General features: G+C 64.7%; 12 protein-coding genes. 1 reads left to right on the top strand and 11 read right to left on the bottom strand.

The window, feature by feature from the left end; all coding sequences use genetic code 11:
- Positions 1-10: 10 nt before the first annotated feature.
- Positions 11-1,729, bottom strand: a complete 1,719-nt coding sequence (locus tag BM171_RS10810; RefSeq protein ID WP_093011863.1) for a CAP domain-containing protein — start codon at positions 1,727-1,729, stop codon at positions 11-13.
- Between the two features lie 91 nt (positions 1,730-1,820).
- Entirely contained in the window at positions 1,821-3,140 is a 1,320-nt protein-coding gene (locus BM171_RS10815) for a UDP-glucose dehydrogenase family protein (protein ID WP_093011866.1), read from the bottom strand.
- A gap of 221 nt (positions 3,141-3,361) precedes the next feature.
- Here BM171_RS10815 and rfbC point away from each other — a divergent pair, with 221 nt between their 5' ends.
- Entirely contained in the window at positions 3,362-3,919 is a 558-nt protein-coding gene (rfbC, locus tag BM171_RS10820) for a dTDP-4-dehydrorhamnose 3,5-epimerase (protein WP_093011869.1), read from the top strand.
- Here rfbC and BM171_RS10825 read toward each other — a convergent pair.
- From BM171_RS10825 to BM171_RS10865, 9 genes are all read right to left on the bottom strand, one after another.
- Positions 3,909-4,889 (bottom strand): sulfotransferase, encoded by a 981-nt coding sequence (locus tag BM171_RS10825; RefSeq protein WP_093011872.1) that lies wholly within the window; start codon positions 4,887-4,889, stop codon positions 3,909-3,911. The two genes, rfbC and BM171_RS10825, sit on opposite strands and share 11 nt — an antisense overlap.
- A complete protein-coding gene (locus BM171_RS10830) occupies positions 4,886-5,542 on the bottom strand; it encodes an ABC transporter ATP-binding protein (protein ID WP_093011875.1) in 657 nt (218 codons plus the stop codon). Before BM171_RS10830 ends, BM171_RS10825 begins: the two co-directional genes overlap by 4 nt.
- Entirely contained in the window at positions 5,542-6,801 is a 1,260-nt protein-coding gene (locus tag BM171_RS10835; protein ID WP_093011878.1) for a KpsE/RkpR family capsule polysaccharide export protein, read from the bottom strand. The genes BM171_RS10830 and BM171_RS10835 overlap by 1 nt, the downstream gene beginning before the upstream one ends.
- Positions 6,798-7,598 carry a sulfotransferase family 2 domain-containing protein gene (locus tag BM171_RS10840; protein WP_093011881.1) on the bottom strand — a complete coding sequence of 267 codons (801 nt, stop codon included), beginning with the start codon at positions 7,596-7,598 and terminating at the stop codon, positions 6,798-6,800. Before BM171_RS10840 ends, BM171_RS10835 begins: the two co-directional genes overlap by 4 nt.
- On the bottom strand, positions 7,595-8,323 hold the full coding sequence (locus BM171_RS10845; RefSeq protein WP_093011884.1) for a CatB-related O-acetyltransferase: 729 nt from the start codon (positions 8,321-8,323) through the stop codon (positions 7,595-7,597). Before BM171_RS10845 ends, BM171_RS10840 begins: the two co-directional genes overlap by 4 nt.
- Positions 8,320-10,905, bottom strand: coding sequence for a glycosyltransferase (locus BM171_RS10850; RefSeq protein WP_093011887.1), 2,586 nt, complete (start codon positions 10,903-10,905; stop codon positions 8,320-8,322). Before BM171_RS10850 ends, BM171_RS10845 begins: the two co-directional genes overlap by 4 nt.
- Before the next feature lie 343 nt (positions 10,906-11,248).
- Complete coding sequence (gene kdsA / locus BM171_RS10855; RefSeq protein ID WP_093011889.1) at positions 11,249-12,070, bottom strand: 3-deoxy-8-phosphooctulonate synthase; 822 nt, start codon at positions 12,068-12,070, stop codon at positions 11,249-11,251.
- The gene (locus BM171_RS10860) at positions 12,067-12,855 is read right to left on the bottom strand and encodes a 3-deoxy-manno-octulosonate cytidylyltransferase (protein ID WP_093011892.1); all 789 of its coding nucleotides are present in this window, start codon (positions 12,853-12,855) and stop codon (positions 12,067-12,069) included. Before BM171_RS10860 ends, kdsA begins: the two co-directional genes overlap by 4 nt.
- On the bottom strand, positions 12,852-13,835 hold the full coding sequence (locus BM171_RS10865; protein WP_093011895.1) for a KpsF/GutQ family sugar-phosphate isomerase: 984 nt from the start codon (positions 13,833-13,835) through the stop codon (positions 12,852-12,854). Before BM171_RS10865 ends, BM171_RS10860 begins: the two co-directional genes overlap by 4 nt.
- Positions 13,836-13,925: the final 90 nt, after the last annotated feature.

Raw genomic sequence — 13,925 nt, forward strand, 5'->3', positions numbered from 1 at the left:
GACAGCAGCATCAGATCAGCACGAAATCCGCTTCGATTTCGGTGAGCGTTCGTATCCCGTCAAAGGTGATTTCGCCGCCATCCGCGAGTATTATCACAAGATCATTGCCCACGGTTTCGGCATCAAGGCCGGCGACGCCGTCCGGTGCGAGGCTTGCCTCGAGGTGAATGACGTCGATGCCCGGCTGGTAATGCACGATCACGTCCTGTCCTCCACCCGGTGCGAAGACGAAGACATCGGTACCGATACCGCCGTGCAAAAGATCGTCGCCGTCACCGCCGACCAGCGTGTCGTTCCCTGCTTGCCCGAGAAGCGTGTCGTTGCCTTCACCGCCATCGAGTCGATCGAAGCCGTCCCCGCCTTCAAGCCGGTCGTTCCCCGCACCGCCCATCAGCACGTCGCGATTGATCCCGCCTTGCAGCAGATCGTGCCCCGGCCCGCCATCCAGCGTGTCTGCACCTGCCTGGCCCAAGAGCGTGTCCGAACCATCGTGACCTTGAAGAAAATCCGCTCCATCACCTGCCTCCAGCCAATCATCGCCGCTGCCGCCCATCAGCGCGTCCGGGCCTATGCCGCCTTTCAGCACGTCGTCCCCTGCGTCTCCCGATAATGAATCCGCACCTGCCTGCCCCAGGATCGTGTCATCGCCCGCGCCGCCCGAGACGGTGTCGAAGCCGCCCGCGGCCTCGATCCAGTCCGCCTCGTCGCCGCCGTGGATCTCGTCGAACCCTGTGCCGCCGAAGATCGTGTCATTCCCCCCTCCGCCCGAGAGGCTGTCATTTCCGCCGCGACCCTCGATCATCTCGGCGCGCGCATCGCCTGCCAACAGGTCCGCACCGCCACCGCCCATCAGGGCCGCGGGTCGCAGCACCGCATCGTCCGCTTCCACGTCGAGCCCTACATTGCTGGCCGCGATCGTGACCGTTTCGGTGATCTCGCCTTCGAGCCCGCCGCCTGAGAAGGTGACGACATAAGTTCCGGGCGGCAGCTGCATCTGGTAGCCGCCGGACGCCCAACTGGTCGTCACGTAGGTTTCGCCGCCGCCGCTGGCCGTAACGGTCACGCCGCCCAGTCCCTCTCCCGGATCGTAGAAGTCGTCACCGTCCCGATCGTCGATCACGACGCCGACGATCTGCGCCTCCGGCGACCAGGTCGTTCCGAAATGCTGGGTGACGATCTCGGTTTCGACGCGCGTGTCTGAATCGGCATCCGTCACGATCCCGATCCCGATCTCCGTATAGGTCGGGCTGAGGATCGCGATGCGATGTCCTGCGGGGGATTGCATGCCGCCCGGACCATAGCCCCAGTCGATCAGGAAGGCGGCATGCCCGTGAAGCGGCCCGTCAGAATAGGCATAGACATTTTCGGCCAAGGCGCGGGCATCGTTATAGCCCGCCTCCACGATCCGTTGATAAAGCCCGGGCTCCCCTGGCAGGTTGTGCGATTGCTCGTCGTATTCGACGATGAGAAGCGAATGCCGCTCAGCCGAGATGGCGAGCGATGCGTTCCAGGCCAAGGGCGGTACGGGAGGAAACGCGGCAAGCTGATCCTCGAGCAGTGACAGGGACACGCCGAAGTAAGCGAGCGCCGCCTCGGTACCGGGAGTCGCCTCTGCGAGGAGGCGGTCATAGGCGCCGGCGGGGTCGGCCCGATCGCGGTTGATCAGGCACAGGTAATATTGTTCCGCCACGCTGGGCGTCACGTCGGGTTGCGGAATGTAGATCGGCATCGCCTTCGCACCTGGACAGATCCCGCGAAGGCTAGCGCACTACGATCTAACGCCCGGTTGAGAAAACCGTTTCCGTTTTACTCAAGCCGTTTCAGTCCGGATAGCCGGGGCGGCCGATCGCGGAATAGGCCTCGAATCCCGCCTCTCGGGCATCCTCGGCCGAGTAGATGTTACGCAGATCGCCGAGGCGGGGCGTGTTCATGCCGTTCGCGATCTGCTTGAGATCGAGGGCGCGAAACTCGTTCCATTCCGTCAGGATCACCAGAAGATCGGCGTCTTTCGCGGCGACATAGGGATCGCTCTCCCAGGTGACGCCGGGCAGAAGCGCCTCGCCCTCGCGGCGGCCTTGCGGATCGACGACACTGACCTTGGCGCCGCCTCCGACCATCGCGGGGATGATCGTGAGCGACGGCGCATCGCGCATATCGTCCGTATTGGGTTTGAACGTCACGCCCAGAACGGCGATTTTCCGGTTGTTGAAGCTGCCATCCGACAGGTCCAGCAACTTGTCCACCATCCGCCGCTTGACCTCGTCATTGATCTTGATGACGGCTTCGGTGATCTGCATCGGCATGGCATGATCCTGGCCGATCCGTGCCAACGCCTTGGTATCCTTCGGAAAGCACGAGCCGCCATAGCCGGGACCCGCATGCAGGAACGTCTTGCCGATCCGCCCGTCGAGACCCATTCCCTTGGAGACCTGTTTCACATCCGCGCCGACCTTTTCGCACAGCGCGGCGATCTCGTTGATGAACGTGATCTTCGTCGCGAGAAACGCATTGGCCGCGTATTTGATCATCTCCGCGGATTCGAGATCCGTCACCACGATCGGGAAATCGCGCAGATAGAGCGGGCGGTAGATTTCTTCCATGACGCGGCCCGCGCGCTCGGACTCGACGCCGACGACAACGCGGTCGGGCTTCATGAAATCGTCGATTGCCGCGCCTTCGCGCAAAAATTCGGGGTTCGAGGCCACATCGAACTCAAGATCGGGATTCGCCGCGGCCATCGTGTCGCGAACCTTGGCGTTGGTCCCGACCGGCACGGTCGATTTGGTGACGACGACGATGTAGTGATCTGCCGCTTTCGCGATCTCCTCGGCAGCAGCCATGACGTAGGTCAGGTCCGCATGTCCGTCGCCGCGGCGCGTGGGCGTGCCCACGGCGATGAAGACCGCATCCGCGCCGTCGATGGCAACCGCGATGTCTCCGGTGAAGGACAGCCGTCCTGCATCGACGTTCTTGGCCAGAAGGGTTTCGAGGCCGGGCTCGTAAATCGGCACTTCGCCGCGCTCGAGCATCTCGATCTTGCGCGAATCCTTGTCGACACAGACGACTTCGTGTCCGAAATCCGAAAAACAAACCCCCGAGACCAGACCAACATATCCCGTCCCGATCATCGCGATTTTCATGTGCAATGCCCTTTGTCTAAAAGCTTTGAGGTCTTCCTTGCGGCAGCGGACCAGTGCTGTCAACGAAGGCACAGCGACTGCGCCGCGCTCACAAGCGATATGTCGCGTTCGCCACGCAGAGCTGCCATACGCCTTGGGCGGCTGGACGGGCTCGAGGCGCGCGCAGTAGCGTCCGGCCAATCTTTTGCTCGTCTGTCTCTCGCACGTCCAAGGAGTTTCCCATGCAGATCGATCATACCGCGCTCGACGGCGTTTTGATGCTGACGCCTCGGCGTTTCGGCGATCATCGCGGCTTTTTCGAGGAGACCTGGAACAGCCGGCTGCTGGAGGACGAGGGAATCACGACGAACTTCGTACAGGACAATCACTCGATGTCCGCGATGCCCGGAACGGTGCGGGGCCTGCATTTCCAGGGGCCGCCCTCCGCTCAGGCCAAGCTCGTGCGCTGCGGGCGCGGCGCGCTCTTTGACGTGGCCGTCGATATTCGTGAAGGCAGCGCGACCTACGGGCGATGGGTCGGCGTCGAGTTGACCTTCGAGAATGGCCGACAGCTCTTGATCCCTGAAGGCTTCGCTCACGGGTTCATGACACTGACCACTGATACCGAGATCGTCTACAAATGCTCCGATTACTATGCGCCCGAGACTGAGGGGAGCCTGCGATGGAACGATCCCGATATAGGCATCGACTGGCCGGATGCGGGTCATGCGCCCACGCTATCCGAGAAAGACGCGGTCGCACCGGGGCTTGCGGAGTTCGTTACACCCTTCAAGCGGTGAGCGGCGGTGTGTCTGCCGATGGCTCCTCATCCGTCACCGCGGCCACGTTGCGCCACGCGTTAGGTACGCGTGCGCCGAAACGTTCGCGAACAAAGGCATATTGCGGTGCGAACGCTTCGCGGAACGCGTGATCCAGATCGGGGGGGATCGCGATGGGGATACCTTCGTTGACACGGTGAGAGAGATCCGGGTCGATCCGGTCGATACCGAGGAATTCGGAAAGCGCGTGAATGGGCGCAGGGGACGAGACCATCTCTTCGTAGAACATGACGTGCAGACGGTCCGGGGCGACGGCTTGATCCAGGTTGCGAAAAGTCCGGGCGTAATCGGCGCGTTCGACCTTGGGGAGACGGCCGGTCGCGATGAGCGACTCCGCCTTGGCGCGCGCGAGCGCCAGTATTGCCTCGCCTGAAGCAGCGATCCCAGCCTCGACCTGCGCCGCCATGCGAAGCTGCGACCACATCCGCGAGACGGGGTCGCGAAGAATGAAGATGAAACGCGCGTCTGTGAACGCGGCCATATCGGCAAAATCGCGGGCGGGCAGGATGGCGTAGGCAGGGGTGACATCCGCGATGAGCGGCTCGCCCTGCCAGCCTTGAAGTAGGTACGTCGTGTAGGCTGAGTGCCGCGATGGTCCCGTGGCCCCGAGCGGTTCAGAGTTCTGCATCCCGACAAGATCGGTGGCACGGCGCAGGCGGGCGCAGCGATCGGGTGAAGGCCCATTTGTCGCCAGCGCTTCCGACGCGCGCGACACTTCCCGGCAGCGCGCAGCGAAGGCCATCTTTCCCACGCCGCGTCGAATATCGAAATAGTGCAGCTCTTTGACATTCGGCAGGAAAACCTCGGCACTTTTACCGAATGCCTTGTGCAGGAAGGTCGTCCCCGCCTTTTGCGCGCCGATCACGAAGACTATGCGCGCCGTTTTCGGAAACGCAACGGATGCAAATTCGGGCTGAGGCTGAGCTCTCATGCTGCCGCTCCTCTCTCATAGATCGCGATGGCATCCTCCAGATCGTCGTAGAGACGAAGCTGTCCGTTTTCGAGAACGGCACCCATGCTGCAGAGCTTGCGTACCTGACCCATTGCGTGACTGACGATGATCGCGCCGGCGCCCTGCAGCCGTGACGACAACAGCGCGCGCGATCTGCGGATGAACTCGGCATCCCCGGCTGCCAGCGCTTCGTCGAGCAGGTAGGTGTCGAACTCCATCGCCATGTTGATTCCGAAGGCGAGACGCGCCTTCATGCCGCTGGAATAGTGCCTGACAGGTTCATGAAATGCTGCACCCAGCTCTGCGAAATCGGCGACGAACGCGCAGACATCCTGACTGGAGGTGCCGTAAAGGCGTGCGACGAAACGGGCGTTCTGCGCGCCTGTCAGATCGCCGTGCAGCGCGCTCGCAAGGCCTACGGGATAGGAGATCCGGCCCGATGTCAGGATCCGTCCGCGATCGGGTCGCGCGGTACCGGCGATCATACGCAGAAGCGTCGACTTGCCGGCACCGTTTCTGCCCAGAAGCGCGATGGAAACACCCCCCGGCAAGGTCGCGTTCATGCAATTCGCCACTCTGACGCGGCAGTCTTTGCGCAGATAGGATTTCTCGACATTCTCGAGCACGATCATCAGCGGCGATCCCGTAAGGCCGCGACGACCATCGCGAGCAGCGACCAGATCAGACCAAGCCCCGAGGCGATGAGCGCGAGCGTTTCCCATCGGGCCGGGCGGAGCGCGGCCTCGGGCAAGGTGGGCGCGATATGCAAGGCGAGGTATCGGTCCCGGCGGTCCGCTTCAGCCAGTGCAGCTTCCAGATTGGCGCGGGCAAGCGTATAATTTTCCTCGGCAAAACGCAGATCCGTCGCCAAGGTCTCGAACATGCCCATAAGGTCCGCGAACGCCGGATCGGTGCCCAGCCCGTTTGCGCCTGCCCCAAGTCGGGCCTGCTCCTCCGAGATCCGCGCCGCGATCACCGCGACGCGGCCTTGTGCCGCCTCGATCCGGAAGCGTGCATCCGGGGCGGATTGGCGCAGAAGGTCGACTTCGATCAAGGCGTCGGCAAGTTGCTCCTGAAGCGATGTCATGACCCCCATCCGAACCGCCAGCGCGGTCACCGGGTCGACAATTTGCGTTTCGTTGCGAAACCGCGTGAGTGCGACCCGTGCCGCGACAAGCTGGGCCTTCGCGCGATCGCGTTCGGCCCGCGCCTGGCCGATCCGGTCCTCTCGCGCCAAGGCCGACAGGCGATTGATGAGATCGGAACTCTCCGCGACGATGGCGTTCGCGACCGCTTGTGCCTCCGCCGGAGAGAAGGCTTCGACCGTCAGCGACAGAAGGCCGGTGCCAGCCAGTCTGTCCACTCGAACACGCCTGTTCCAGTAGCGCGTCAGGGTCTCGATATCGCCCGGTCCGGCGAAGGCGAAGACCGGATCGCTATCGGGATCGGACCAATCCGCCCCCGGCCCCGCCCAGAGACGACGCAAGTCGAGCGCCTTGTCGACCCGGGCCACCAGGTCCGGGCTCGTGATGAAGTCATGCAGGATATCGGTATCCGAGGAGGATGCGGTCGACAGATCCGCCATACCGCCAAGGAGTTCAACGGCGCTGTTCGCCTCCTCGGTTCGTACCGAAAAGCCCGTCTCGGAGAGAAAGCGCGGCGCGGCGCGGTTCCAGAGATACGAGGACGCGAGCAGAACGGGTAAAGCGATCATCAGGGCGGCTGATAGGCCGAGGGCTGCCATTCGCGGAAATCTGCGCGGTGTGCTTGTCTTGGGACTCATGATCCGAGGGGCCGGCACGCCCTCGCTCTCGCTCTCGCGAAGCCGTGCGAACAGGGCGGCACGGCCTTCGTGTCTCGGCGTCAGGCTGATGTCGGATAGGGCGCTCATGCAGCGGCTCCTCTGGGCGTGGCGGAGATCTTTGGTGGCGCGAGGCCGAGGCGGGCCATCAACGCCTGGTCCGGCGCGACCCAATCGGCGAGCTGTGCTGCGCCATCCGGTGAGAGGACCGCGGCGAGATCCGGCCAGCGCGGACCCGTCCCCGGCCCGCGGTTGACCTCCGTGAGGCGAATTTCCCTGCCCAGCCAAATGGACAGATCGACCTCGAGGGTGCCGAGGTCGCGCTGATCGTAGACACCGTCGAGCTGCCGCGCCGCAAGCACTGCGCGGCTGATGAGATCGGGCCGAAGGAAATGCGCGATCTGAGAATGGCCCCGGATCCGCCGGGTCACGAGGTAGCTGCAATAGGGTGCGTGATAGTGATCGGCGATGAAGCGCCGCCATTCTTTGTCACCGCCGAAGAAATACGCCTCGGCCGACCAGCGCAGGGCGCGCGAGAGCCCCGTGTGCTGCCCCTGCTCAAGCGCGCTTGCGTCCATCTGCGATGCCTTACGCCGCAGGTAGAAATAGAAGGAGGCAATCCGTTCGAGCGGATCACGCAGAACCGTGAACGTGCGGGTCCCGGGCCCAAGCGTTTCCAGCGATTCCCAGTCGATATGGCCGCTATAGACCCGGTATCCGGGCGGAAACTGAGCCCGCCCGCGGCCCGCTTGGCTATGCACCCGCACTGGAGATATCGCGGGTGCGCCGACCGCCTGCGCGATCGCTTGATGAACGGCCTGTCCCGCCGTCTTCGGGATATGCAGAAAAACGAGTTTGCGCGCGGTCTGATCGGGGTGGAGGCTCATTCGGGTACCTTCGAAAGATCAAGGACATCGCAGTCGAACGGGGGCTCTGATGTCATTGCACCAAGCCCCTCAAGGAACGTGCGAGGATCCGAGGGGTCGAGGTGCGACAGCTGCCACGGCGCCCATTGCCACCATCGATGTTCGAGAAGACCTGCAACGATTTCCGGCGCGTGTCGCATCCGGATCAAGCGCGCAGGTGCGCCGGCGACAATGCCGTAGGCCGGAACGTCGCGGGTCACGACGGATCCGGCCCCGATCACCGCCCCGTCGCCAATCGTGACCCCTGCGGTGATGATCGCGCCATGTCCGATCCAGACATCATTGCCGATCATCGTGATCTCGAGGCGGGTCGGCGGGCCGTTGGAGCAGCGCGGCGGCGCGGAGCTGCGAAATTCTTCGGCACCGCTGAAGCCGCGCTTGAGGTCGAAGAGGCGAGATCCGAGATAGAAGGCAGGGCTCGTCGACACCCAATCCAGTGGATGATTCTGCCGGCCGATCTGAACGTCCTCGCCGATCGAACAATAACGGCCGATCCGAGCGGCGCAGGCATATCCCGACACTTGGTAGGAAAAGGCACCGAGTTCGAGCATCTGCTCGAACCGGGTCCATTTCAGGCTCGACGGCGCTTCGATCCGGCCGGTATCGGGAAGACGAACACGGCCGCCCGGTCGCGGCAGGGCCTCTATTCCGCGCGCGGCGAGCCAGTCTATGCCAACTTCGCTCATCCGTCTGTTCCGGTCGCTGCGGCACGTGGCAGCTTGTGCCGTAGCGCGGCGGGGGAGCGATGCATATGAGTAATGCCGGCGTGTCGTTCAGCGAGGGCGCAGGTCGCAAGCGCGGTCATAACAGCACGCGCCATCGCTTGGGGGTCATCCGGAAGGAACGGCAAGACATGGCCGTTCCAGGCAGAGGCGAGGGTCTCGCCCTGCGCTCCGAGGTCGAACCCGTAGACCGGGCGGCCCGTGGCAAGCGCCTCGTGCAAGGCGTAGCAGAACGTCTCCGGCCAGATCGACGGGATGAGCCAATGGGTCACGCCGTGCTGTTCGGCAAGACTTTGAATCTCTTCGGGTCGATAGGGGCCTGTCTGTAGAATGTCCGGCGGCAATGAGAAACCGGGTGCGATCCTGCCGATCACGACGAGACGCGGGTGCCCGGTTTCGGCACACAGACTCGCCAGGGCCGAGACGATGGCCGCACCTTTCTGCGGTCCGATCGCGCCGAGGATACCGAGCGTGGGCGGCCGGTTCGGATGCCTGACCACCGGCACTTGTGACGGCAGCCGAAGCCCGTGCGGTGCAACCGTGATCGCCGGTACCAGGTCCGGCCATGCGCCGCGCACAAGTTTTGCCGAGGCTTCGGAGAAACAGGTAATCGAAGCTTGTTTCGCAAATCCATGCCAGGCCGCGCGCCATGCGGCAAGCGACACGTCGCGACCGTCCGGCCGCCGACTGCGATGGGCGCGATCGCGGGAGGTGAGGCTCGGCAGGCCGTGAAAGACGCCGTGGCTGTCCAGAAGCGTGTAGGACGGCGAGAGAGGAAAGTAGTCGTGAACTTCGAGCTCGGCAGTATCTGCAGGCCCGATCAAACTCCGCAGGATGGTAGGCAGCTCCACCGGGTCGCGGTCGCCGACGCCGCAGGCATAGACGATGTGCTTGCGGGGCAGGATCGACAACAGTTCGGTGATGGTGGACGTGTCATCGCATGCACCCTCGCTCTCTCCCCAGGGGGTGATAAGCCGCAGCGTCCACCGCTGCGCGCCGCCGACGTCGAGCCGTATCACGGCCCGCCCCGACGCAAGACCGCGCGCCACCCGGTCTCTTATGGCGCGCTCGACGCCGCCGCCGAGGCTGTGCCCGAGGATGACCTCCACTGGCGCCATCGGTGTCGCTGCGCCCGCCCAAGCCAGCCCCAGCGCAAGCCGTGCCGTGCGTAGCGGATCTGTGCTTTTGAAGGCGGCGACCGCGGCTTCATAGCCTGGATAACGCGCACTTAGGCGGACATTGTTCCGCCTCAGCAGCGAGGCCTTTTCGGCGCCGAAGCTTGCGCCGCCCTGGTGTTCTACGAAGACCCCCATATGGCCGAGGTGCCGCCCCCCCATCGCGAGGATGCGGCGGCACCAATCGACTTCCTCGCCATAGCCGCGCCCGAAGGTTTCGTCGAAGCGCGGGCAACGCGACAGCCAGGCCCGTGAAATCGCCATGCAAAAGCCGATGCCGGTCGGCAGATCAGCCAGCGCCCCATCTGGGTCGAGCCGCGCGGCGACCTGGTCGATCGCCTCTGCCATGTCCGCGCGCAGGGGAACGTCGCGGCAGATGACGGGGGCCGACAGGATCTCCGCGGCATTCGAGGCGGGCGTCACGCTCGCGACGCGTCCATGGACGGCGAAGGGACGCAGCAGCCGTGTGGCCCAATGCGCCGGCAGCATCGCGTCCGAGTTCAGCAGGAGGATAGGTCCGGTCTCCTTCCGGGCCAAAGCCGCGCGGAAGCCGCGATTCACCGAGCGGATAAATCCGACATTCTCGCGGTTCTCCAGCAAAGTGACGCGTGAAAGGCGCGCTGGCTCCGTCGCCCAGTCCTGCAGAAACGGCCGCATGCGCGGATCGGTCGAGCAATCCTCGATCAAGATGAGATGCCAGGGAATGTCGGTATGCGCCTCGATTCGCGTCAGCACGTCGAGCAAGAGATCGAAGCCGTTATACACGGGCAGCACGACGGTCACGTCGGGCGCCGCCATCGGGGGATCATGCGGTTCGGACCGGATCATGCCGTGGAGAAGCGGCCCGGGGCGCGCCACCTCCGAGAACCCGAGCAACGCTTTCACGCGCGCACGCTGGTGGGGATTCCGGGTCAAACGCCAGCCGATCGCGGCGGGCATGGCGCGCAGAAGGCGCAGTGCAAAGCCTGGGATAAGGTGCCAACGTCCAAGCGGGGGCCTGGGCAAACTGAGATTATTGATGCCCGCCTCGGGCCCGCCGGTCTCGAAGATCAGGCCGGGCGGTGCGCTGCGCCGGAGATTACCCGGCATCGCCGGAACGGACAGGCAAAAGCCAGCCCCCGATAGACCGGAGGCGGCGACATCGGCCCGTTGCAACGTTGCCGGGCAGGACACGCTGGCTGCGCCGTGAACGAGCCGAACCGCTTCGGCTGCGACCCAGCCTTCCACCACGAGCCGCCCGTCCGCATAGGAAATTCTGTCGACATGTCCGACCCGTGTCCCACCGCGATCGTGTATTGCGGGTCCATCGCAGCTGGCTTGCAACTGCCGAGCCGCATAGAGATCGAACAAGGCCGCTAGTCGTCGCAACATGGCGTTCTGCCCCCGGCAAGAGAATCTGACCGGACCACCAAAACGCACGGAGCCTTAAGCCCCGGTTTATGCGGACCACATCGCCTGCAAAAACCGCCTGCGGCAGGTGGATTGGAACGTTCGCTTGGGCATCCTGTGCCAAGAACGGGTTGTCACGCAGCGAACGTCTACCAAACGCACCAGCGCGCCAGACACGCAAGAAGCGTGCAGCGCCGGTCTGCTGACGTTCCTCAGGGTCAATCCAGTGCGGGATTCCGTCCGAAGGGTCACCGGCGGTGCTGATCTTGGTCGCAACCCTGTGCGTCCGGTCTTCAACCGGGCGAAAACGGTGCCCTTGTACGGCTCAGCGCGCCTTGGTCAGCCGGTCGATCGCGGCGAGGCCCTCCAAAAGCGATTGCAGCTTGTCGATCGGGACCATGTTCGGCCCGTCGCTCGGGGCATTGTCAGGGTCTTCATGCGTTTCGATGAACACCGCCGCGCAGCCGACGGCGATGGCCGCGCGCGCCAGAGGCTCCACGAATTCGCGCTGTCCGCCCGTGGAGGTGCCTTGCCCGCCCGGAAGCTGAACCGAATGGGTCGCATCGAACACGACCGGGTAGCCGGTCTCGCCCATGATCGGCAGTGACCGCATGTCCGAGACCAGCATGTTGTAGCCGAAACTCGCCCCCCGCTCGCAGAGCATGATGCGCTCGTTGCCCGTCGAGGCGATCTTGTCGGCGACATTGCCCATGTCCCAAGGCGCAAGGAACTGGCCCTTCTTGACGTTGATCGCAGCGCCGGTCTCTCCTGCGGCGAGGAGAAGGTCGGTCTGCCGCGACAGGAAGGCGGGGATCTGGAGGATATCGACCACCTTGGCCGCCGGCGCGCAATGTTCGGGCGCATGAACGTCGGTCAGGACGGGCACGTCGAATTCCGCTTTGATAGTGCCTAATATCTCCAGCCCTGCCTCCATGCCGAGCCCGCGCTTGCCACCAAGCGAGGAGCGGTTCGCCTTGTCGTAGCTCGCCTTGAAGACCCAGGGCACGCCTGCCGCATCCGCCGCGTCGGCGATCCGGGCCGCCAGCATCCGCGCGTGATCGAGGCTCTCGAGCTGGCATGGCCCGGCGATCAGGGCGAACGGCGCCGAATTGGAGAGTGTTAGCTTGCCGACAGAGACGTCTTTCATGACAGACCTTCCTTGGCGAGCACGGCTTCGATCCGTGCCACGTCGATGGGGTTGTTGAGTTCCCAGAACACCCGGCCCCGCGCCTCGACCTCGACGCAGGTCACGGGCCAGCCATTCTCGAGGAATCGCAGTTGTTCGAGCCCTTCGGCTGCCTCGAGCGGGCCTTCCGGCCAGCCGGCATAGGCGTCGAGCGCGGCCGGGCGGTAGGCGTAGACGCCCACGTGATGCCAGACCTCGGGCGGTGCTTCGAGGCTGGCCACGTAGGGCAGCACCTCTTTGGAGAAATAAAGCGCGGTGCCGTCCGCGCGCATGACCGCCGTCGTGCCGCCGACGCGGCCCTCCTTGCGGTCGGTGACGAAATTGGCGAGCGTCTCGGCCTCCGTGCGCAGGACGGGCGTTGCCATCTGCACCCGCTCGTCCGCCATCGCCGCGATGAGCGCATCGAGGAACCAGACGGGCGTCAGCGGCGCGTCGCCTTGCAGGTTCACCACCACGTCAGGCGGCGTGCCAAGCTGGGCGAGACCCTCGGCGCAGCGTTCGGTGCCGTTCCGGGCAGCCGAGCTCGTCATCAGCACCTCGGCCCCGAACCCTTCCGCTGCATCGCGGATGCGCGCATCGTCGGTCAGGACATAGACCGCATCGACCCCGGCGACGCCCTGCGCGGCCTCCCAGCTGCGCTGGATCAGGGTCTTTTTCTCGCCCGTCGCACCCGTCAGCTCGACCAGCGGTTTGCCGGGATAGCGCGAGGAGGCGTAGCGCGCGGGAATGAAGACGACGGTCTTCATGCGACCCCCGCCCGCAGCGCGTCATGGATATGAACGAGACCCTGGAGTGCGCCGGTCTCATCGACCACGAACAGCGCCGAGATCTTGCGTGCGTTCATCACGCCCAAAGCCTCGACCAGAAGCGCGTCGGGCAGGATCGTGGTCGGCGTCTTGGTCGCCACCTCGCCGGCTTTGCGGGCCATCAGCCCGTCGAGATTGCGGCGCAAGTCGCCGTCGGTGATGACGCCCCTCAGAGCGCTTTCCTCGACGACGGCCGCAACGCCGAAGCCCTTCGCGGTCATCTCGATCAACGTCTCGCCCATATCCGTATCGGGCGCGACGACCGGCAGCTCGGTGCCTTTGTGCATGACCGCGGCCACGCTCAGAAGCTGCGCGCCGAGGGTACCGCCGGGATGGAAGGAGTGGAAACTGTCCCGGTCGAAGCCGCGCGCCTCCATCAGCGCCACCGCCAGCGCATCGCCGAGGGCCAGCGTCATGGTCGTCGAGGTGGTCGGGGCGAGCCGCAGCGAGCAGGCTTCAGGCGCGTCCGGCAGCACAAGCAGGAAATCCGATTGCCGCGCCAGCGTCGATTGCGCGTTGCGGGTGATCGCCACCATCGGCACGGCGAAGCGGCGCGTATGGGCGATGATGTCCACAAGCTCGCGCGTCTCGCCGGAATTGGAGATCAGGATCACCGCATCCTCGCGCGTGATCATGCCGAGATCGCCGTGACTGGCCTCTCCGGGATGCACGAATTGCGCGGGACTGCCCGTCGAGGCGAGTGTCGCGGCGATCTTCGCGGCGATATGGCCCGATTTGCCCATGCCGGAGACGATGATCCGGCCCGGTATCTCCAGAAGCCGCGCGACCGCCGGGGCGAAATCCGCCGACAGCTCGTCGGCAAGCAGCGACAGGCCGGCGCTTTCGGTTCGCAGCACGTCGCGCGCGATCTCCGCTGAGCCGCGGGTCAGGTCCGCCGGGTCTCGGGAAGCTGCTGTCATCTCGTGGCCTTTCGCGGTCCCGCTCTCTTGAGCTGGTGATAACCCTGCCGCACGCGGGTGTCCACGCGCGGGGCCCGATGCCTCATTCGT

It is taken from the genome of Roseivivax halotolerans, from assembly GCF_900115815.1.
Taxonomy (GTDB): Bacteria; Pseudomonadota; Alphaproteobacteria; order Rhodobacterales; family Rhodobacteraceae; genus Roseivivax; species Roseivivax halotolerans.

Excerpts from the sequence above, each read along its gene's own strand:
- kdsA (WP_093011889.1), bottom strand. The coding sequence starts at position 12,070 with ATGAAAGACGTCTCTGTCGGCAAGCTAACACTCTCCAATTCGGCGCCG.
- rfbC (WP_093011869.1), top strand. The coding sequence starts at position 3,362 with ATGCAGATCGATCATACCGCGCTCGACGGCGTTTTGATGCTGACGCCT.
- BM171_RS10835 (WP_093011878.1), bottom strand. The coding sequence starts at position 6,801 with ATGAGCGCCCTATCCGACATCAGCCTGACGCCGAGACACGAAGGCCGT.
- BM171_RS10850 (WP_093011887.1), bottom strand. The coding sequence starts at position 10,905 with ATGTTGCGACGACTAGCGGCCTTGTTCGATCTCTATGCGGCTCGGCAG.
- BM171_RS10860 (WP_093011892.1), bottom strand. The coding sequence starts at position 12,855 with ATGAAGACCGTCGTCTTCATTCCCGCGCGCTACGCCTCCTCGCGCTAT.
- BM171_RS10815 (WP_093011866.1), bottom strand. The coding sequence starts at position 3,140 with ATGAAAATCGCGATGATCGGGACGGGATATGTTGGTCTGGTCTCGGGG.
- BM171_RS10830 (WP_093011875.1), bottom strand. The coding sequence starts at position 5,542 with ATGATCGTGCTCGAGAATGTCGAGAAATCCTATCTGCGCAAAGACTGC.
- BM171_RS10865 (WP_093011895.1), bottom strand. The coding sequence starts at position 13,835 with ATGACAGCAGCTTCCCGAGACCCGGCGGACCTGACCCGCGGCTCAGCG.
- BM171_RS10825 (WP_093011872.1), bottom strand. The coding sequence starts at position 4,889 with ATGAGAGCTCAGCCTCAGCCCGAATTTGCATCCGTTGCGTTTCCGAAA.
- BM171_RS10810 (WP_093011863.1), bottom strand. The coding sequence starts at position 1,729 with ATGCCGATCTACATTCCGCAACCCGACGTGACGCCCAGCGTGGCGGAA.
- BM171_RS10840 (WP_093011881.1), bottom strand. The coding sequence starts at position 7,598 with ATGAGCCTCCACCCCGATCAGACCGCGCGCAAACTCGTTTTTCTGCAT.
- BM171_RS10845 (WP_093011884.1), bottom strand. The coding sequence starts at position 8,323 with ATGAGCGAAGTTGGCATAGACTGGCTCGCCGCGCGCGGAATAGAGGCC.